The following is a 22,371-nucleotide window of genomic DNA, read 5'->3' on the forward strand; positions in this document are numbered from 1 at the left end:
CAATTGTTTTAATGCCCACAATTTATCTTTAAATTTATAATGTTTCATAAAAGACACCACCCTTTCCGAGTTGTGTCTTAAATTTTTATCCTAATATAGGTTTACCCTCTTACATTTTCTTCAAATTGTTCTCTTGGTACGTAACCAGAGATTTCAGAAGCTTTTATTCCTTTTCTGTAAATAAACATTGTTGGTAATCCTGAAACATTGTTTGAAGTTGCCCAATCTCTATGTTCATCAGCATCAATTTTGTAAATTGAAATGTCGTTTTTTTCTTCATTAATTTGATTTCAAACTGTTGAAGTCATCATTTGACATGGTCCACATCATGATGCGGCCACAGCGATTACTACAAAGTCATTTTCTTTAATTTTTGCTTCTATTTCTTCTGGTTTAATAAATGTTGTCATTTTTTCTCCTTACATTAATGAAAGTTTAATAAGCCTTCGCGAAAATTACAAAACGCTTTGTTTCTTTCCCAGTAATTATACATCTTCTTATGCCTGGCTTATCAAATTTAAATGGTAAGCATCTTGTAGATGCAAATGTTTCTTTCTTAATCTTATTTTCATCTTCTTCATCACCTGCAAAAGGTACAATTACAAACTTAAGGTTTTTATCATCTTTGAATATTTCTTTAAATTCTTCATATGATTCAGTATATACTGTTTTTTCTTCAAGTCTTTGTTTTGCGCTTGATAGTAAATTATTATGGATATCTTCCAATAATTTCTTAATTCTATTTTTAACGTCATTAACTGGAACTTGGATTTTTTCAAGTGTATCTCTTCTTACTAATGTAACTAAACCTTGTTCTAAATCTCTTGGTCCAACTTCGATTCTTAATGGTGTACCTTGAATTTCTGATTGCCCTGCTTTGAAACCCGGTCCTTTATCTGAAGCGTCTAGTCTAACTCTTCACTTACGGCCAAGTTGCTTAATTAAATCTTGTGCAGTTGCATGAACATTTTCATGTTTATTACCAAAAATTTCTAAAACATCGATTTGTGTAGGTGCTATTTTAGGAGGCATAATAATTCCTCTATCATCACCGTGTGTCATGATTATTGCTCCAATTAGTCTTGTTGAAACTCCTCATGATGTTTGATATGCAAGTTCTTGCTTATTATCTTTATTTTGGAAAGAAACATTAAATGCTTTTGCAAAGTTTTGTCCAAGATAATGTGAAGTTCCTGATTGAAGTGCTTTACCATCTTTCATCATTGCTTCAATTGTATATGTAGTAACTGCCCCGGCAAATTTTTCTTTTGGTGTCTTTTTCCCAACGATTGTAGGAATTGCCAAGAATTTTTCTAAGAATTTTGCATATTCTTTAATCATTGTTCTTGAAAGTTTTCTAGCTTCAAGAGCGTTCGAGTGTGCAGTGTGACCTTCTTGTCATAAAAATTCTGATGTTCTTAAAAATGGGTTTGTAGTCTTTTCTCATCTTAAAACATTCGCTCATTGGTTATACATAATTGGTAAGTCATTATAAGAGTTAATTTCTTTTGAAAATAGCTCTCCAAATAAAACTTCTGATGTAGGTCTCATTACAGCATATTCATTCAGTTCCTTTTCTCCAACTTTTGTAATTGTTGCTAATTCAGGCGCAAATCCTTTTACGTGATCTTTCTCCTTTTCGATATATGAAAGAGGTATCAAAACTGGTAAATATACATTTTGAACTCCCTTTGATTTTATAATTTTGTTGAATTCTGTTTGGATGTTTTCTCAAATACCATAAGCATTTGGTTTGAATATAATTGTTCCTTTAACTGGACCATATTCCATAAGTTGCCCTTGTTTAACAACGTCTGTATATCATCTTGAGAATTCTTGTTCTTGTGGTGTTATTTTATCTAATTTTTTCATTGTCTCATTATTATATAACAACAACTTTAAAAAAACACTAATTTTTACAAAAAGATTACTTTTTCGCAAAAAGTTTCAATAAAAAAGCCACTTTTAAATAAAAAAAAGAGTCCTTAGACTATTTTTTATTTGTAATCATAGTAGAATTTTAAACTTATAACTTTTCTTTGTTTTGCATCAATTTTTCTTGATGGTAGTTCATAAATAATATATGTATTTTTAGCAGCTTCAGCAATTGAAGCTAACTTAACATAAGTAGCCGGATTATGAGCTGTTTTAGATACTTCTCTATCAATAATCATAAACTTAGGTTCTATCCTAATAATTGTTGTTAAGTGTTTAATATCTGCATTTTGAATTCTTATTCCACACATAATTTTTCTTTCTTGAAGTTTCTTAATTGTTGCAAATAATAATTTGTGTTGTGTTTCAGAAGTATATTCAACCATATAAATAATTTTCTTATTTGTTATTGATGCAGATCTTTTAATTAATCATTCAGCGTTAACATCTAAAATAGAAGGTTGTGTCTCTGGTGATTCCATAACTTTTTGAGCATGGGCATCCATCATTTTACGCCTCATATTAGGATTAGATAATACCATTGCAAAGTATCTTGGTTCGATATTTTCTATATCAGGATATAGGTAATTAATTAAGCCACGTTTATTTCTAGGGCTATCAACTTCACTATATTTTTTAACTCTTGTTGATCTACTTATCATTGATTGAGCTTTAATAGCCTGGCTAACGGTAACATATGCCTCTTTATATTTTTGGAATTCCTGAATATCCTCATCTAAATATCTAGATTTTGCATTCATTTTATCTGATTTTCAAAGTAGATAATCCAATTTGATAATTGTCTCAGCATTTTTTTTGGGGGAAGAAATACGTCTTGTTAGTAATAAACCATTTAAATCATAATATTGCTTAAATCCCTTGGCATAAAGAATTTTTTCCAACTTAGATTCTTTTCTTGATAACTTTCTATCGGTTAAAATAATGCTTGAAGTAGGTATAACAACAGCTAACTTATTTTCATATAAAAAATACTTAAGATTTTTAATACCAAGATTATCATGAATTGCTTGGAAAAATAAATCTTTCTGATAACTTTTTAATTCTCTTAAATTAAATACTCATAACCCAATAAATTTTTCTTCAAATTGAAATAATTTATTTGGAGAAATTCTACTAGGAAATATTTTTTTATCTTCATGCATTGGGAGCGCAAATTTAATTTCTCCAGCTATATATCCACTTTCAAAAATTCCATCGTTTTTTTTATCCTTACATTTAAATAATGTAGCGTGCATTAGAAAGTCTTTTTTATTTTTTTCTTTTGAACTCATTTTTTTAATGGGGTTGTTTTTAATAATAAACACTGGGAATGTTTTCTTTTCAGCAATACCATTTTCTAATTCGTGAAGTGAATTCCTAATTTTTTTATTTGTATATTCATCAAATATACTTGTAAACTCATCTAATTTCATCCACTTATTATTGTAAAATTTATTAATTCTTTGAGAATGTGGTAATCTATTCTCAATTAAAGATGGGTGATTCATGTTTCTAATCTTCCTATTTTTATAATCGATTTCAAACATAATCTTTCCACTATCATTAGCAATTAAATCTTTATTAAATAATAAATAGAGAATAGCTACAACCATTCCTAAAATTAATATTATTGATATTGTTATAATAGCGATTACCATTTTATTCCTCTGTTTCTACTTTAATTTCTTCAACTGAAGATAGTGATTTATGATTTTTCATTAATGTTTTTTCACCATATGGATCTTCAAACATAATTACAGCCATTTCTCCATCAAGTTCTTTTATTTCACCAATTCCAAATACTTTATGTTTAACTTTTGAACCTATTTTAAATTCTACATCTTCTACCTTTGAATAATGTAAATCCATAGTTTTAGGTATAAATATTTCTCTTGTAAAATCTTTTATTCTGATTCCCATTTCAGAAATAAATCTAGATGGGACTTTCATGAATCTATGATCGATTGAATAACCTTTTGAATCTGATATAAATAATCTTTGTCTTGCACGTGTTACTGCAACATAAGCAAGTCTTCTCTCTTCTTCAATTGAATCTAATCCAGCATCAATTGCTTTTGAAGAAGGGAATACTTGTTCTGACATACCAATTATAAATACATTATCAAATTCAAGTCCTTTTGAAGTATGTATAGTCATAAGATTTATATATGAAGAACCAGCACCCAATTCATCTTGTGCTGACATTAATGCTATTTGTTCTAAATAGTCATCAATTGTTTTATTAGGATTTTCCTCTTCTCATTTACCAATTGTATCAATCAATTCTTTAACATTAGCCACTTTTTCTGTTTCCTTAAATTGATTTAATGTTGTCATATAACCAATTTCAATTAAGAATTTTTCTAACACAAGTTTAATTGAGTTTGTTTTAAGCGCAGCTCTATATTTACCGAATAAGTTAAATGATGTCCCTAATGAATTTCTTTGTGAAGTTGAAACGGGTAAAACACCATAAAATTTAGTAATTGTTTCGTATAATGGAAGCTTTTTCTCCTCTGAGAAATTTGCTAATTTTTCAATAGTTGTTGAACCTATTTTTCTGGCTGGAACATTTATTATTCTTTGTAATCCAACTTCATCAGCATGTGCAATAACTTTTAAGTAAGCAAGAGCATCTTTAATTTCTTTTCTTTCAAAGAATTTAACGTCTCCAAATATTTTATAAGGAATATTGCCATTAATAAGTGCTTGCTCCATAGTTCTTGATAAGTAATTAGATCTATAGAAAATAGTCATATCTTTTAATTGAATTTTTTGACGTCTTAATTCATCTATTTTTTGAACAACTCATTTAGCCTCTGCTTCTGGTGAATATGCATGATGGAAAGTTATTTTTTCTCCCTCACCACTATTGGAAATTAATTTCTTAGGCAATCTTTTTTTATTGTGTTCAATTAATGAATTAGCAGCCTTAAGGATTTCCTGAGTAGAACGATAATTTTCTTCCAATTTAATTGTTGTAGACTCTTTAAAGTCTTTATCAAAATTAATTATAAGTTCAACTTTTGCCCCTCTTCATGTGTAAATTGTTTGATCTGGATCACCAACAATTGTTATGTTATTATGGTGTGCCAAAGTCTTAACTATTTCATATTGAATTCATGAAGTATCTTGGAACTCATCAACTAATACATAATCAAATTTATCTTTTCACTTATTAGCAACTGATTCATGGTCCTTGAATAGTTTGTAAACAAAAATTAATAAATCATCAAAATCAAGAGATTTGCTTTTAATAGTTTGGTCTCTATAACCCTTATAAATTAGGGCTTTGTATTTATCACCTTCTGTTTCTGCTAATGAAATTAACTCTTCCGGTTCTTCTAACGCTGACTTAGCTTTTGAAATATAATCAAGCATATGACTATAAGGCATAGTTTTAGAAGAGATATTATATTTTTTATAAATCGGTTTTAGAACTTGTCTTTGGTCAATCGTGTCAATGATATTAAAATTCCTTGGATAACCTAAAACTTGAATATCTTGACGCAATATCCTTACACACATTGAGTGATAAGTAGAAAGTAAAGATTTTTTTGCTTTATCTTCCCCAATAATCGCAGCAACACGTTCTTTCATTTCTCCTGCAGCTTTATTAGTAAATGTTACAGCAAGAATTTTTTCAGGTCTTATCCCTTTTTCTTCTACTAAATATGCAATTTTGTGAGTAAGAACTCTAGTTTTACCAGAACCTGCTCCAGCCAACAATCTTAAAGGGCCTTTTGTGTGTTGAACCGCTTTCTTTTGCCCATCGTTTAAACCTTCGATAATTTTACTCATATTTCTCCTTAGTGTCAATTCATTCGACTATTTTATTTTCTATTTCAGTAGGCGATATGATTGTGTTTTGTTCTTCAATTTGTTTATTGATTTTTTTATTTGTGTTTATCATTTGGCAATGTGCAAATTTATCGTTTCATCCTCTTTTTTCTGGATTTGGTATAACTGTGATGGCTAATCACATTTGTGCAAACCAAACAAGACCAGAAATTGAACCGGTAAATGTAATTCTAGTTTTTTCTCATTGAGTCATTTTTTGAGTTGGATTTTTATATCCTTTTATTTCTGCTGAAGCATTAATTAATGTATGGTTAATAACAATTAGCACTAACAAGGATACAAATATTCAAGCAAAAGCAAAAAATATCTCTCTTTTTAAAATAACTTTATATATATTTGTATCATCTACAGCAGTGATTTTAATCTTCATAATCTTCATCCCAATACTTCAACCCTTAGTTGCTAATGGAATTGCTATCATAAATAAAAATATTGAAAGCGTGGTTATTAAAGATCAAACATAGAAATTTCACGGTTCTGGAAATGTAGAATGTCCAAATTTTTGAGGTTTAGTAAAAATGAAAATAATACCAACAGAAATAATTGCTATAAATGTAAAATCAATTCCTCTAGCAACTAATCTTTTAAAAAGTCCTGCTGGTTTTGCAACTTCCATTTTACCCCCTTGTTTTTTATTCAAAATCTTTAACTGTTTTTTTAATTTCTGTTTTTGTTCTTCTTGCAGAAAGTCAAATAGCTTCCCTATTATTTTTTAATAAATATTTATTAACAGATAACGCATTTTTTAAATCTTTATCAAAAATCTTCGTTAGTTGGTCATATAACTTATCAAACATAACTTTATTTTTATAAGCTAATGTAAAAATAGGTAGGAAAATTGCATTTGAATATAATGATGCATATGTTAACTCTTGTATATATTTATTGTCATTATTTTCAAATTGAGAAATTATTCTCAAAAGTTGATTAGAAATTCTAATTGGATTAAATGAAACGGAATTTCTCCTAAAGAAAGTTTTTACAATTCTTTTGTTAACAGTAGCAAACGTCTTAGCTTCATAAATCAAAAACATATACATTCACTCAATTGCAAACTTAGAATTTATTTCGTTTTGATTACATCTAGATGTTGCTGCAAGCATTAAATCTGTTCTTACAACTTTATTAGCAAGAGTTGGAAGCGTTTTAGCAATAAATGCTGGTCTCTTTTCAATCTCTGTGGCCGTCAATGCTTTAATACTTAGATTTGTGTTTCATCTTTTCACACCTCTAAATGAAGCTGCAAATTCTAAAATATCTGGTTTATTAGTTTTATCTAGTGCTTTAATAATCTCATCAATACCATCTGTTCTTTTAATCTCATCTGACGTACAAATAAATAATGCGTACTCTCCAGTAGCAACTTTAATAGCATCCCTTTGCGATTTACTTCTTCCTTGGCGTTTTGTATTGTATATAATTTTCATTTTATTTTCAAATTTTTCAGCTCATTTTTGAATCTTTTCTAATTGACCTGATGTATTAGTTTCTACTGTAACAACTAATTCAAAATTTTGATTGTTTTGAGTATAAAATCTTTCAAAAAATGCATCAATTTCCTCTGCGTATCTATAAATATTTGTTATTATTGATATTTTCATTTTGCCCCCTATTTTTATATTAAATTATATCATTAAAATAAATGAACTTTTAAGGGTACTTTTAAAAATAGGCTTTTTTATTGAAAATCATTGGATTAAATAATAAATTTGTTGCTATTCAATTTTAATTTTGGTTTTTATAAGTTTTAAAAAAAATTATTTTTTTACAAAAAACACTAAAAAAAAGACACAAAAAAATGACTTTTAAAGGTCATTTTAAAGTTGTTGAAAATAATGAATTACATCATTAATTTTCCGGGTGTTCTTGGGAAAGGAATTGCATCTCTAATGTTTTCAACACCAGTTACATACATAACAAGCCTTTCAAATCCAAGACCAAATCCTGAAGACATTGATTGACCAAATCTTCTAAGGTCTAAATATCATTGTAAATCTTCTTGATCAATTCCCATTTCATTAATACGTGTAACTAACTTATCGTAATCACATTCTCTTTGAGAACCACCAATTAGTTCACCAACTCCTGGCACAAGAAGGTCAAAAGCAGCAACAGTTTTACCATCATCATTTTGATGCATGTAGAATGCCTTAATATCTTTTGGATAATTAATAACAGCTACTGGTGCGTTATGCAATTCTTCTGCAAGATATTTCTCGTGTTCAGTTGCAAGGTCAATACCAAACTCAATGTTTTTTTCTTCAAATCTATCAGCAACTTTTTTAAGTTCGATAATAGCATCTGAGTAATCCATAACTTTAAGATTTTGTTCTAAGAATAGTGAAAGTTTTTCCATAAGGCCTGGAGCAACAAATTTTTCTAAAAATGCAAATTCTTCAGGATGTTTTTCTATTGTTTTTGTAATGATTGTTTTTAATAAATCATCAGCAATTCCTAAAATATCTTGTAAATCAGCGAATGCAACTTCAGGTTCAATCATTCAGAATTCTGCAGCATGTCTTTGTGTATTAGAATTCTCAGCTCTAAATGTTGGAGCAAATGTATAAACTCCACCAAAACCATTTGCATATGCTTCAGCATGCAATTGTCCAGTAACACCTAAAGTAGCTTTCTTACCAAAGAATAAATCTTTTGATTCATCATCTGTTACAAAAGCTTCACCAGCACCTTCTCCATCATTACCTGTAATAATTGGAGATACTGCAAGTAAGTAACCTTTACTTGCAAAGTGTGCGTGCAACTCTTGTGAAAGTGTTGATCTAATTCTCATAACTGCACGGAATAAGTTTGTTCTGTGTCTTAAGTGAGGTATTTCTCTAAGAACCTCTTTTGACATTCCATTTTTTTGTAATGGAAAATCTTCATCTGTATTTTTAAGAATTTCAAATTCCTCTGCAACCATTTCAGCGATTTGTTTACCGTTTGGCGTATGAAGTATTTTCCCTTTTACTAGTACTGATGCACCCATTCTTACTTGATCGACTATTTCTAAATCAATCTTAGAACCTTCTTTTGCTACAATTTGCAGGTTTGCAAATGTAGAACCATCGTTAATAGTTATAAATTTAATTTTTTTATTTCCTCTATTTGATAGGGTTCAACCCTTAATTTTTATTGTTGAATCATGTAGTTTTTCAACATCTTTTAATATTTCTTTTATTGTCATATTGTAATTATATATTAGCCCTTGCTAATCTCCTTTTTAATTTATAAATTATTATGAAAAAACACATTCACTTGAATGTGTTTCATTAATTAACGACTCCACATTCAATAATAAAATTAACGTAGAGTTTGCTTCTACGCCTAACAATTATTATTATTCAATGTACTAAAAAGTTTTTTCATAACAAAATTATTATAAACTAAAAATATAAAATTGAGATATTTTAAAATAACTTTAATGCCTCTATGCGCCTTAAAATAGGGACATTTTATATATTCAAAAAAATGTAGAAAAATTATTTATTTTCAAAATGTTGGATGCTATATAATTTGTTAACATTTAAAAAGTTTAAAAGGAGATAAGAATGTTCAAAAAATTTGCGGATATGGAAACATCATTTACTTTTGATGATGTTCTAATTAAACCAGCTTATTCAGATATCCTACCTAGTGATGTTTGCACAGCTATTAGATTGAATGATAAGATCGAATTGGGTATCCCTGTTATGAGTGCTGCAATGGATACTGTAACTGAATATGATATGGCTAAAAAAATGATCGAATTAGGTGGCATTGGTGTTTTACATAAAAATATGTCACTTGATTTAATAATAAAATCGATTGAAAAATTACATAAAGAGTTTGGAGATTCAAAACCAATCGCAACTTCTGTTGGAGTTGGTTCAACTGATGAACATATTAAAAGAGTTGTAGAGGCAGGGGCAAATGTGTTAATTGTTGATTCTGCTCATGGCCACTCAAAAGGTGTTGGTGATGTAGTTGAAAAAATTAAGATAAGATATCCAGAAGTGTTTTTAATAGCAGGGAATATAGTTACAAAAGAAGCAGCCGCCTTTTTAATTGATAAAGGAGCTGATGCAGTTAAGGTTGGAGTTGGTCCGGGTGCTATTTGTACAACACGTGTTGTTACGGGTGTTGGTGCTGGTCAAATTTCTTCACTTAAGAATGTTTCATCTGTTGCAAAACTAAAGGGAGCCTTAGTAATTGCTGATGGTGGTATGAAACAAACAGGTGATATTACAAAAGCAATTGTTGCAGGGGCCGATATGGTTATGCTTGGTTCAATGCTTGCCGGAACAAAAGAAACACCAGGAAAAATCATTGAACATGATGGTGAAAAATACAAGTCATATAGAGGGATGGGTTCTTTAAAGGCTATGAAAAAAGGTTCAAAAGATAGATACAACCAATCTTCAGTTGCTGATATTAAATTAGTACCGGAAGGTATAGAAGGATTTATTAAATACAAGGGTTTAACAGAAGATGTTATCCAACAAATTGTTGGTGGTCTTAGAAATGGTATGGGATACATAGGAGCTTCAACAATTCAACAAGCACATGAAAATGGACAATTTGTTAGAATTACTCAAGCTGGATTTAAAACTTCAAATCCCCATACACTTGATAAAATCTTACCCACAACTAACTTCAAGGGTACAAAATAATAAAAAAATCAAGGTTTTCTTGATTTTTTATCTTGCATTTTATATAAAAAAGACTTAGCTATGCCAAGTCTTTATGCTCGTTCAAATTATTTAATTGATTAAATCTTAAGTACACCAAAAATGATGTAAGCATTGCTGAGAATATAGATATTTGCACAAAGTAATTCAACAATTAAACACTTAATTGTCAATCTCTTTATAATATCAATTATATAAAATACTCAAATATCATAACAATAGTCGATGAATATAAAATTGGTCATATAAAATATAATAAAATTCTCCAAAGAAAAAACACAATTCCTTTAAAAACTATTAAAAAACAATGTTTTTGTTTTCTTGAAAATTTATTTAAACTAAAACATTTCAAAATTATAAGTCTCTAAATATAACTAATAAATATTAGTGAAAAACTTTAAATTATCTTCATATTAACAGTGCCGAATAATCAACCTGGAATATTAGCACATAACTCCTAAAACTTTTATAATTTTATTATTCTTTAGTTAATTCTATTGCAATCATGATTGTCTTATTATGATGAATTTGTAAACAAATTGCTTTAATTTACTAAAATAAAATCTGGTTTCTTAATTATAGAGTGCAAAATTGGTGGGTTAGTATATCGTAATTTCTTTTCAATTGAGATTTGTAATGTCTGTATGAGACACATAAATAATTGTCTTATTTACATGATCAAGATAATTTTCAATTTTATCTTTATTATCTTTTGAAACGGCATCTAATCCTTCATCAATAATAATTAATTCTTTATTAGATATCAATGACCTCAATATTGCAATCATTTGTTTTTCACCAAGAGATAATAAGGTGGCTTCTGAATTATAGTCATTAAAGTTTTTTGTAATAAAATGAAATTCTTTATTTATGTTATCCCAGTCCTCTTTAGAAATAAAAAGATTTTCTAAAATGCTTCCTTTAAATATTAAGGGTTCATGCCTTAAACTGATAATTTTAGAAGATATTGTTGGGACATTTAAATCTTTTCTATTATATTTGTTATATTTTATTTCACCTTCACCAAAAATATGAGTTCCCTGAAAACCTCGTAGTAGAATAGATTTACCGACGCCATTTCTTCCGCTTAAAATATATTTATTATTTTTCCTAATACAAATATCCGGGTAGCTCAAAGTTTTGTTTCTCGTTTTAAAATATAAGGATTTTGTGGAAATTGGAAATATTTCTTTTTTTAGTGTAATTTCTGGTTTGTGTAATATATTCATATCCTCCATTAATTTGTTCATTGATTTAAGTTTCCCAAAATCACTAAATACGTTATTCATATAAGCATTCATAGTTGTATTAGCTGCTATAAGAGAAATAATAACATATAAACTTATTATCCCTTCTCTAGACATTAAAATAGTTACAATTGAAATGGTTGCTGTAACAACTATTGAAGTAATCCTTATTATGGAAGAATAAAGAATATCTCTTCTATTCACTTTTAGATTATTTTTATAATAAAGATTATTTATTTCGTTTAGAAATGAATCCATAACTTCAGTCCTATTAAAGGCTTGCAAATCAGATGAACCATCAAATATTTTAGATGATTCTTTTATGAATTTACTTCTATTTTCAGCATAATCTTTTTGAATTTGTGCATTTTTATTTTTTAGGATAAATATTGTTAAAATAATAATCATATTCATGAAAAAAGCCAAAATTGCAATTTCTCAAGAAATTAACGAAGTAAAAACGAATGATAGAATAATTGCGAATGTATATATAAAAATATCTATTTTCTTAAAATAGTAATTTGAAACTAATTTTTCAGAATTATATAAGTAATCATTTTTAAAAACAGAATTGGAAAATTTATCTATTGAATCATTTTTTTTATTATTCAAGAAAGCTTTCTTGAATTTATATTCTATTTCATATCTAACTTTTTCACTAAGAATGTCTATTATTAAATATAACATCGCGGAAATTATAACTAATGCACATTGTACAGCCAAAAGGAAAATCATATAATTTATTTTGTTGTCTATTAAAGATTTAATTAATAAATTTGTTAAAAAGGGGATAGATGTGAGCATTATATTATATAAAAATTCACAACATATAAATATGAAAACAGCAGGACTAATTAATTTTAATTTTCTTAAATTCATTTGAAACCTCCTTGTGAGAAATTATAATCACACCCATTTTTTTTGCCAGTAATTTCTTTTCGATTATATTCTTACTCTTCATATCAATATTATTTAATGTTTCATCTAAAAATAAAATATTTGAGTTATAAATAAACGCTCTAGCTATAGAAATTTTTTGTTTCTGCCCATCAGATATGGCATCATTAGATATTTTTTCATTTAATTTTAGTTTTAAATTTACTTCTTCGAGAGCTTTAATAATTTCAGCATCATTTATTGATTCATTAAATAAACTTATATTTTCTTTTACGGTCCCGTTGAATATATATGGTTTTTCCCCCAAGAAAACAACACCTTCCTGTCCTAATAATGAAGGATTTAGAATATCATTAACAACAAATTTCCCCTCAAATGTTAAGAGTTGACCTTTTAATATGTTTAATAAAGATGATTTTCCTGATCCATTTCTTCCAACGATGTTTAATTTTGAATTATTATTTATATTGAAAGAAATTGGAGAAGAAAATATTTTTGTTTTATTGATAATTGGATTTATTCCTTTAATTTCAACTTTACTTATAAAATCCATTTTTGTACGTGTCGAACTTTTGAGTAGATCATTCATAATAGACTTTGAAGATACAAAACTTTTAATTAATTCTGGTAAAACAATTAAAGTTGATAGTGCAGTGCCAAATATATATGCAGATATTCCTACTAATGTGACAGAAACCATACCATAGTGTGCAAGAATAGCAGATAAAATTGGAGCAAAAATCTGAGAAATTAGCCCAAAAACAATATTTGGTGAAAAAGTTATAATCATTTTTTTATATATTTTATATGAATTCTTATTTTTACCTAATGTTAATCTTGCAGCTATATTATTTATTATATTTAATTTATTAATTAAGTACATTGGATTTCTTTGATTGATCAGTATCCCCATCTCACCTTTGTACTCATTGTCAATTTTGATAATTTTTGATTGATAATTATTATATTTTTTTCTATAGAGAATTGGGAGTAAAGATAATGTTATCGCAAAGAAAGCAGCAAGCACCCCATAAGATCAATGATAATACATTAAAAGACTTATGGCAAATATAAGAGAAAAAGAATTAGAAATTATTTCAAATAAGTTAAAAATTCTAGCTTGCGTTACAAAATTAACATTAGTTATTATTTTTGAAACGTTCAAGTCAGTTGAATTTTTATTCATATTATTTTTAAACATTTCACTCAAGGCCTCTTGTCTTATGTAATTATTGACTTTTAATTTAAAGCTTTTAGAAAAATAATTATTTATAATTGATATTATTAGTCCTCCCCCAATTATTGAAATATAAATAATTAAATACTCAATATAATTATTGGTTTCGAAAATGAGTGCTTCAAATAGCTTATTTGTAAAAAACATACTAACTATTCACAAAAATTCTATTGTAAATAATAAAAATATATATGAAAAAGTTAGCATTTTAAAGTGACTTAAAATTTTAATGGTATTTTTCATTAGCACCTCCTAGATTTATGCAATATTGCTCAAATGCATTCCATTACTTTAATTATAAATTAATACTTTGTTATCAATTTTTAAATTTTTAATCTAAAAAATATAATAAAGCAAGAGAAGGATGACATATGATAATAAAGGAGTCTCATAAGTATGATTTGAAACTTCAAATTAACACATTATTGATAAATTTTATCCACAACTAACTTTAAAGGTACAAAATAAAAAAAGACTTAGCTATGCCAAGTCTTTATGCTCGTTCAAATTATTTAATCAATTAAATCTTAAGTACACCAAAAATGATGCAAGCGCTACTGAAAACATAGACATTTGTGCAATAAAGAATGTTCATTTAAAACCAAGGCCAATAACTCATGGTCCACAAATAATCGCTAAAGGTATAACCAATCAAATTTGTGTAAAGTAATTTAAGAATGAGACACTTAATTGTCCACCTCCAGCTTCTAATAAACATGAGTAATAAGAATTTATAGCAAATGCATATAGCGAAGTAGAATATGTATATATCATTCACTGAGCCATTTCTTTATAGTGCTGTCCATTTATGAGATATTTAGGTAGAGTTGCTCCAGAAATTATTCCAAATATTACAACAATGGTAGAAACCACAAAAATTGGTCACACTAATTTCTTTGAATATTGTTTTGCAATAGCAAACTCTCCCTTACCTAATTCAGAACCGATAATTATTTTAACTGATTGATTTATAGCTGGAAAAATTGTAAACATCACCGATGAAATAGCATAGGCAATCGCCATTGATTTCATTAATTCCGAACCAAACATATTTGATCACAGTATTGTTAACGCTACAAATGAAGCATTCATTAATGAGAAAGATAAAATCATTCAAGATCTTTTTAAAAATATTTTAGTAAGTTTTTTATCAAGTAAGAATATACTTCCAAAATTACTATAAATTGATTTATTTTTAATCGCTATAATAATTGATAAAATCATTTGTATAAAGAATGAACCAGACGTTGAAATAGCAGCTCCTGTTGCCCCTAAATCAAGTGGATAAATAAATATATAATCAAACAAGGTATTTGTCAATAAGGATATTGCAGAAACAATTAATAAGTACTTAGTCTTGCCTAAAGTTATTAATGGATTTAGCAATAAATATGAAACAGATACAAATATATTTCCAAGTGCCAATATTTTAAAATAATCCACCGCTATTTTAAAAGCTATTTGAGAATTTGTTGAATCATCACTCATAAAGAATAGATTAATTATTGGTTGTGCCAGGAAAAACATAATTAATGAAGTGATAATCATAATTCCAAATGAAAAGTGAATATTTATTTTAAATGTTTGAGTAAATTTATCTTTATCACAACTAAATTGAGCATAAAATATACTAAATAAAATACCAATTGAAATATATATTGATGAAAATCCAAATCACATTTCTGCACCAGCACCAACTGCTGTTAGATGATTTTGTGCAGAATCATAACCAGTAATCATAAAATTATCAACAAAACCAACTGCAATAATTAACATTTGAGATAAGACTACTGGAATTATAATTTTTAAAGATTTTTTTCAAAATATCTTGTTTTCTTTTATCATTTTTTTCATATTATAAATAATACTACAACTAAATAAAAAAATGCCTGCCAACCTAAAAAAATATTTTTAAAATTGTTAAAAATATTTTTAAGAAAATTCTTCAACTTTTAAATGTTGAAAAAGTTGGTATAATTATCATATGAAGACAATGCAAATCATCAACAATAATAATAATTATTAATTAATGGGTTAAATGCTCATTAAGATTTTATTATGTTGTGAGCGTTGTTGAATTACTTTTAATAAAACGCTCTTGAGGCGTTTTATTTTCATTCATAAAATATAAAAGGAGAGAAATATGACAATTAAAATATTAAAGAAACAAGAACAAGTATTAAAGACATTTGAGGAAGAATTAAAAAATAATCTTTCCTTAATAAAAGTACAAGCACCATTATTTGTAACTAAAGAATCAAGATTGAACGATTCTTTAAACGCAATAGAAAAAGCAGTAAGTTTTAAATGCAAGCAGGATGTTGAATGAGAAGTAGTGCATTCACTTGCAAAATGAAAAAGGGCAGCTTTATGAAAATATGATTTTCCACTATATGAAGGATTGGTTACACATATGAAGGCTATAAGAAAAGATGAAGAGCTTGATGAAACACATTCTTATTTTGTAGAGCAATGAGATTGAGAAAAAGTTATTTCTAAACAAGATAGAAACAAGGAATTCTTGAAAAATGAAGTATCTAAAATTTATAAAGCTTTAAAGGCAACAACAACAAAATATTCAAGTATTGAATTACCCGAGAAAATATTCTTTATAGATTCTATAGAACTTGAAAAAATGTATCCAACACTTTCAAGAAAAGAAAGAGAAGATACGATTTCTAAAATACACAAAGTGGTATTTATTATGGGTATTGGTTGGGAACTTGAAGATGGAAAACCACACGATGGTAGAGCACCTGACTATGATGACTGAGAACTAAATGGAGATTTATTAGTTTGATTTGAACCGCTTAAAAAGGCCTTAGAATTATCTTCTATGGGTATCAGAGTAAGTGAAGACTCAATAAAAAAACAACTTTCTCACAGAAAGGTGAAATTTAATAAAATACCAAACTTCCATCAATCAATAATTGATGGTAAATTACCTTACACAATTGGTGGTGGCATTGGACAAACAAGAGTCTTAATGTATGTCTTAGGAATAAAAGATATTAAAGATGTCCAACTATTTAACAATTTTTAAATTATAGTTTCTTATAATTATTAAAAACTAAAATAGACTCTAAGAAAGAGTCTATTTTTTATCTAAACAATTAGAAAATAATGTAATTCTCACTGCAATGCATGTTTAGCAATGACACTTGTAAAATTATGGAATACATCGCTAAATACATAATAATAAAAACAACATCAAAACAAGCAAATTTAGTAACACCGATATTCATAAAAATGTTCTCTCTAAACAAGAGGATATTTTAGTAATGAGAAATTAAAATTTTCTCTTTTTCTCAAACCATTGTGATTAAAGTTACATCAGTGTTCCTTAAACGCTCATTTTAATACATGTATTAACATATGATAATAGGATATTTACGTATTTTTCTATTTCTATATTAAGCAAAGTAAATACCTAATCTTTATACAAAATTTAAATCTCCACTTTAATTAGAAAAACAATATTTTGGTAATATAAAGTTATAGAGGACAATCATATTTTCTAAATGCCCAATATATAAATTTCTAATTAAAATCATTCGCAACCATAAAACAATATCCATTTAAAAATAGAGTTAAATATCTTTTTTAAATTACTAGTATGTAACAATTGCGTAATGTTTAAATTTAATTTGTTCTCCCTCAGAAATATAGGCATTTTCCAATTCAAGATCTATAACTATAGAATCTTTAGGAGCAAAAAAATCCGTTTTGTGAATTTCAACTTGATATGTTTCACATTTTTGAGTTTTAAAATCTTGAGTAGAACTTTCCTGTTTCCACTCTAATTGTTTTATTGATTTTATTGATTTTTCAATATGAAGTTCCCTTGGCTTCCCATTTTCTAATCTTCCATAATCATAAAATCTATAAGTAGTGTCAGAGGGTTGTTGAACCTCCATAACTTTGGAACCACCACCTATTCCGTGAACTAAACCTGCAGGCACATTTATGAAATCACCAACTTTTGGTATATAAATATCTAATTGTCTAAAAAAAGTTCCATTTTTTAAAGATTCCCTTATTTTTTTACCGTCAGTTGTCTTAATACCAACAATAAATTCCGTATCTTTATTAGCCTCTAATATATATCAACACTCGGACTTACCATTAGGTTGTCCTTCTAATTCTTGTGCAAGCATATCGTCAGGGTGAACTTGTACCGATAGCGGTCTATTAGCCTTGATTATTTTTATTAATGGACCTTTTGTTGTTTCTACATCATTTTCAGTTTTAGTTGGATTTTTTTTATACGTAGAATGTAGTCAAATCTCATAACCTCAAATTTTTTCTACTCTTATTGGTATTACTTTTATCATAATATTCTCCTTCTACATTCCTCTTGATTTGCTAAATTTAATCTTATCAAAATCCATATAGTGTTCCATTTTTTTATAATTCAATTTGATTTCTCTTGTTTCAATTAAATCTTTCATAAAATAAGCAGACTTCTTATATCTTCTTGTGAGATTATTTTCTAAATCAACCTCAATAAGACCATATCTATTTTTAAATGCATTACCTCAAGATCAGCAATCAATTATTGCCCAAAGATGCGCTCCAATAATATTTACACCGTCTTCCATAGCTCTATGTAGATGCTCTAAGTGTTCTTTTATAAAAGAGACTCTATATTCATCTTGAATAATGCCGTTCTCATCTCTAAAGATACCTTCATTTTCGACTCCCATCCCAAATTCAGTAAGCATGTATTCAATTCTACTTCCATATTTATTAAACATTGCTTTTAATGTATCATAAACTGCTTCAGGATATATCTCTCATCCCCTAAATTTATTTTCTCTTCTATTAGGCATTTTATAATCTTCAAAATAATCATCAAACTTGGATTTATTTCCCATCTTAGAAGGGGCCTTCGCTCTTCTTGGTGAATAATAATTCAATCCCACAATATCTAAACGAACTTTTGCAAGAGTAGTTTTATCATGAATGCTATAATTTGTTGGAAATAAATCCATTTCTAATAATCATTCTTTCATCCCTTCGGGTCATTTACCCATTACCATAGGATCTGTTAAACCACTAAATTCAAATAAATCCATGTATTTTGCAGCCTTAATATCTTCAATATTATTTGGGTCCTTAGGATAAACAATAGCGGAATTAAATATACCTCCAATTTTAATATCTTTGAATTTTTCTTTTAATTCTTCATTAAAATAATTAACCACTAAAGCGTGTGACATTACAATTCCATACGCAGCATTAACTCCACTTTGATCGTTGTTTAACTTAGGATACTGAACATCTTTTAAATAAGAAGCTTCTGCAGGGACTCATGGTTCGTTCATAGTGGTTCAAATTTTAACAATATCAGATAATTCATTTAAAACTGTTTTTGAATACTCTAAAAAATCAAATCAAACTTCGCGGGATTCCCAACCACCTTTTTCTTGTTCATAAATCGGCATATCAAAATGAAATAGTGTTGCTATTGGTTTGATTCCATTATCCAACATCTCTTGAAAATAATCCCTATAAAATTTTATCCCTTCTTTAGAGGGTTCTTTAGTCATCCCATTAGGATATATCCTAGCTCATGATATTGATGTTCTTAAAGAGTTAATCCCTAATTCTTTTCACATTGCAATGTCTTCTTTATACCTTTTAGTTATATCTATAGTTATGTTAGAGCCAATTTCTCCAAAAAAATCTTTTGGTTGTTCTTTAAATCACCTTTCATAAACTGTTTCAGCTTTTGGCGTGATTCCTCTACCTTCAGTTTGCTCTGCAGATATTGCTCCGCCTCATAAAAACCCATTAGGAAAACTAATTTTTTTTGTCTTTTTATCTTTTATATTCATATATAAATTATATATTTATAGAGTTGTATTTTGACAAAAAAAACTAAAAATAAATACAAAAATGAAAAAAAATTTCACTATTTTTAAAATAAGTTTAAAATCGTTGAATAATTTATTGAAGTAAAAACTCTAAATCTCCACCGTTAAAAGTTTTCAAGGCCTAATTTTTTTATCATCTAATTTTATGATTTTGTTTGTTACATTTAACAATCTAACTTTAAATTTACCTTCAGGATCTTTATAAAGTGCCTTCATACTTAAACCTTCAGGAATTGAAAACGGCAATTTAAATTCTTTATTTTCCCCAATATAAAATTCCTCTTCAAATCCAAATACCTCCATTGGATTCTTCGTGTCTCAAGAATCTTTTATATAAAAAGCTTTATTCGAAAACATATTTGTTTGTTCGTAAAGTGCAACATTTGAAATATCGTTTGTAATGAATTTAATATTAAATTCCAAGAAACTATCTTTAAGTTGCGCTAATGGTGCAATCGAAGGTCTACCAGAAGGCCTACCTGGTCTGTATGCCATATCTCCTCTTGAAAATACGTCCAACGCTCTAAATAAAGTTAAGGCAACATGGGATGTACTATTAAAATTAATAACTTCATGTTCTTTTGAACCGCTTGTTATCAAAGCAACACCGGCGTTTTTTGAACTAATGATTTTTTGATGAGGTGATAAATTTGTTGGATATTCCAACCACTTATCTCCATTTTTATCAACTTTCTTTCAATCGATATTTTTATCAAAATCAACTTTTCTTTCAGTTATGAAATATTGCATATCATGCTCTCATTTTTTAACTTTTTTACCTAAGTTAATCATTGCCCTCAATCTTAAATTATCACAATTATTTTTTACTTTAATATTAAAAATTAATTGTTCTTTAAATAATGTGATTGTTAGAAAAACTTTTTGGGTTTGAGTTTTCTTTTTGAGTTTTCATTCACTCAAACCATTGGGAAGTTTGGTTTCATAAGTTAGTTCAATTGTTTTTAATTTATTACCCTCAGTAACTTTAGTGTTGACAATATTTTTTAATTGTATTTCATTTTCTTTAAAATCAAGGGGTGAATGGTCATAGGTATCCCCAGCTGATGCATCGGAAATTAATTTAAAAACATCATCGTAAATTTTATCTTTCCTCTTATCGTAAACATTAATCTTTTGATTTTTAACTTCTATTTTTCAAAAAATATTTTGAATATTTTTTTGAATATTTATCGTTTTTTCTTCAGAAATATATTTAATATCAATAGTTTGCAATTCAAAAGGTGGTATATCCTCTACAAACAATATAACATCATCAAGAGTTCTGTTGTAGTTTTCTTTTCTATTTCTATCATTTAAGTGATATTCAACTTTTTTTCCTTCTAATTCAAATGAATATTCACTAAATTTTTCACCTTCTTCTTCCGGTTCATAAGACATTTGTATTTTATATGGTCCTGTATAAGGTTTTGGAGAGAGATTCATTATAAATGCTTGATCTTTTTTTGAAGAAGTTCTTTTCTTATAAGAAATAAGTTTCATAAGCATTGTTTCTACACTTCTTGTAATTATCAATGCATCCACAAGCCTTTGCATCATTTTTTTATAGACAAAATCTTCAACACAACCACCATAAGAGTCATGTGCTGATGTTTTGAATAAATCTTTTCAAGCTCTTTCAATCATTTTTCAAGGAACGTCAATTCCTTTTTTAGCTGCAACTACTGACAGTGGTTCTATAACTTCAATCAACGACGATTCTAATTCATATAATTTTTGCTTTAAATCCATTCTTGCAGACATTATTGATCTGTGAGCTCTCCCAGTGAATGAATCTCTTAATTCTCCTTCATATTTTTCTATTTTAACATTATTATTATTAATGTACTCCTTTGCCTCTTTGATTGCATCTTCATAATTTGACATTATAAAATTATATTTTTTATCATCTTGGAATTTTTCAATGTAATCATTAATTTCAGGTTTAAAACTTCTCATATCACCACCCATGGTAATTCAAATTGGTGCACCTAATGAACGTTCATCATATGATTCGACTGTGACTTCCCCTGTTGTACCCCTATTTTTATATCCGGTTTTCATAAATCCTTCATAGGTATTTCATTTACTTGATGTAAAGTAGTGAGTTTGCCATACCCCAAGAACTTCATCCCCAGATGGAGCAATAAAATTAAAATAAAGTTTATTATTTACTTTTTTAGGATCCAAACCTCTATAAAATGTGAAATTATCAATTCCTACTTGTCTCATAATTTGAGGAGTTTGAGGGTTGTGCCCAAATGAATCTGGTAAGTAACCAACATTCATTCTATGTCCCATATCCTCGGCAATCTTTCCACCTATTTCTAAGTTCCTTAAAATTGATTCACCCATTGGCTGTAAATTATCAGTTTGTGTATATCATGGTCCAACCATTAATTGTCTAGAAGTGATGACTTTTCTTAATCTTTCTTCTCAATCAGGTGCAAATTCAATAAAATCATCAATAATTGATGTTTGACCATCAAATAAGAATTGCGCCTTATTATTTTTTTCTAAATATGCAATCATATATTTCATACTTCAATAACACATTGCTTTTGAATTTACAGATGAATAATATCATTCTCTGTCTCAGTGAGTTTGAGGTATTAAATGGACATTTTTTTTATTTGACATTTCTATTT

15 protein-coding genes are annotated in these 22,371 nt (G+C 27.8%); 2 read left to right on the forward strand and 13 right to left on the reverse strand.

Annotated features, from left to right (window positions below):
- Window positions 1-101: 101 nt before the first annotated feature.
- From C4B24_RS01560 to asnS, 7 genes are all read right to left on the reverse strand, one after another.
- Window positions 102-410, reverse strand: a complete 309-nt coding sequence (locus tag C4B24_RS01560) for a thioredoxin family protein (RefSeq protein WP_131598694.1) — start codon at window positions 408-410, stop codon at window positions 102-104.
- A gap of 25 nt (window positions 411-435) precedes the next feature.
- Window positions 436-1,764, reverse strand: a complete 1,329-nt coding sequence (proS, locus tag C4B24_RS01565) for a proline--tRNA ligase (protein ID WP_394343188.1) — start codon at window positions 1,762-1,764, stop codon at window positions 436-438.
- Between the two features lie 233 nt (window positions 1,765-1,997).
- Window positions 1,998-3,593 (reverse strand): MHO_4530 family protein, encoded by a 1,596-nt coding sequence (locus C4B24_RS01570; protein ID WP_131598698.1) that lies wholly within the window; start codon window positions 3,591-3,593, stop codon window positions 1,998-2,000.
- 1 nt (window position 3,594) lies between these two features.
- The gene (locus C4B24_RS01575) at window positions 3,595-5,736 is read right to left on the reverse strand and encodes an ATP-dependent helicase (protein WP_131598700.1); all 2,142 of its coding nucleotides are present in this window, start codon (window positions 5,734-5,736) and stop codon (window positions 3,595-3,597) included.
- Window positions 5,729-6,412, reverse strand: coding sequence for an RDD family protein (locus tag C4B24_RS01580; protein WP_131598702.1), 684 nt, complete (start codon window positions 6,410-6,412; stop codon window positions 5,729-5,731). Before C4B24_RS01580 ends, C4B24_RS01575 begins: the two co-directional genes overlap by 8 nt.
- Window positions 6,413-6,428: 16 nt before the next feature.
- Complete coding sequence (locus tag C4B24_RS01585) at window positions 6,429-7,397, reverse strand: glycosyltransferase (RefSeq protein WP_131598704.1); 969 nt, start codon at window positions 7,395-7,397, stop codon at window positions 6,429-6,431.
- Window positions 7,398-7,636: 239 nt separating this feature from the next.
- Window positions 7,637-8,983: an asparagine--tRNA ligase gene (gene asnS / locus C4B24_RS01590; RefSeq protein ID WP_131598706.1), complete on the reverse strand. Its 1,347-nt coding sequence runs from the start codon at window positions 8,981-8,983 to the stop codon at window positions 7,637-7,639.
- 364 nt (window positions 8,984-9,347) lie between these two features.
- Between asnS and guaB the strand changes: the two genes are divergently transcribed.
- The gene (gene guaB / locus C4B24_RS01595; protein ID WP_131598708.1) at window positions 9,348-10,448 is read left to right on the forward strand and encodes an IMP dehydrogenase; all 1,101 of its coding nucleotides are present in this window, start codon (window positions 9,348-9,350) and stop codon (window positions 10,446-10,448) included.
- 617 nt (window positions 10,449-11,065) lie between these two features.
- Here guaB and C4B24_RS01600 read toward each other — a convergent pair.
- From C4B24_RS01600 to C4B24_RS01610, 3 genes are all read right to left on the reverse strand, one after another.
- Window positions 11,066-12,400, reverse strand: a complete 1,335-nt coding sequence (locus C4B24_RS01600; RefSeq protein WP_168388311.1) for an ATP-binding cassette domain-containing protein — start codon at window positions 12,398-12,400, stop codon at window positions 11,066-11,068.
- Window positions 12,401-12,563: 163 nt separating this feature from the next.
- On the reverse strand, window positions 12,564-13,811 hold the full coding sequence (locus C4B24_RS01605) for an ATP-binding cassette domain-containing protein (RefSeq protein WP_168388312.1): 1,248 nt from the start codon (window positions 13,809-13,811) through the stop codon (window positions 12,564-12,566).
- A gap of 516 nt (window positions 13,812-14,327) precedes the next feature.
- Entirely contained in the window at window positions 14,328-15,692 is a 1,365-nt protein-coding gene (locus C4B24_RS01610) for an MATE family efflux transporter (RefSeq protein ID WP_168388313.1), read from the reverse strand.
- A gap of 298 nt (window positions 15,693-15,990) precedes the next feature.
- On the opposite strand from C4B24_RS01610, the gene asnA reads away from it, so the two are divergent.
- The gene (gene asnA, locus C4B24_RS01615; protein WP_131598716.1) at window positions 15,991-16,890 is read left to right on the forward strand and encodes an aspartate--ammonia ligase; all 900 of its coding nucleotides are present in this window, start codon (window positions 15,991-15,993) and stop codon (window positions 16,888-16,890) included.
- A gap of 568 nt (window positions 16,891-17,458) precedes the next feature.
- Here asnA and C4B24_RS01620 read toward each other — a convergent pair.
- The 3 genes from C4B24_RS01620 to C4B24_RS01630 all read right to left on the reverse strand — a co-directional run bounded on the left by C4B24_RS01620 (window position 17,459) and on the right by C4B24_RS01630 (window position 22,363).
- A complete protein-coding gene (locus C4B24_RS01620) occupies window positions 17,459-18,181 on the reverse strand; it encodes a class I mannose-6-phosphate isomerase (RefSeq protein ID WP_131598717.1) in 723 nt (240 codons plus the stop codon).
- Window positions 18,182-18,193: 12 nt separating this feature from the next.
- Window positions 18,194-19,687 (reverse strand): glycoside hydrolase family 1 protein, encoded by a 1,494-nt coding sequence (locus C4B24_RS01625; RefSeq protein WP_131598718.1) that lies wholly within the window; start codon window positions 19,685-19,687, stop codon window positions 18,194-18,196.
- A 129-nt stretch (window positions 19,688-19,816) separates the two neighbouring features.
- Window positions 19,817-22,363 (reverse strand): glycoside hydrolase family 38 N-terminal domain-containing protein, encoded by a 2,547-nt coding sequence (locus tag C4B24_RS01630; RefSeq protein ID WP_131598719.1) that lies wholly within the window; start codon window positions 22,361-22,363, stop codon window positions 19,817-19,819.
- Window positions 22,364-22,371 lie beyond the last annotated feature (8 nt).

This window comes from Mycoplasma marinum, assembly GCF_004335975.1.
Lineage (GTDB): Bacteria > Bacillota_I > Bacilli_A > Mycoplasmatales > Metamycoplasmataceae > Mycoplasma_K > Mycoplasma_K marinum.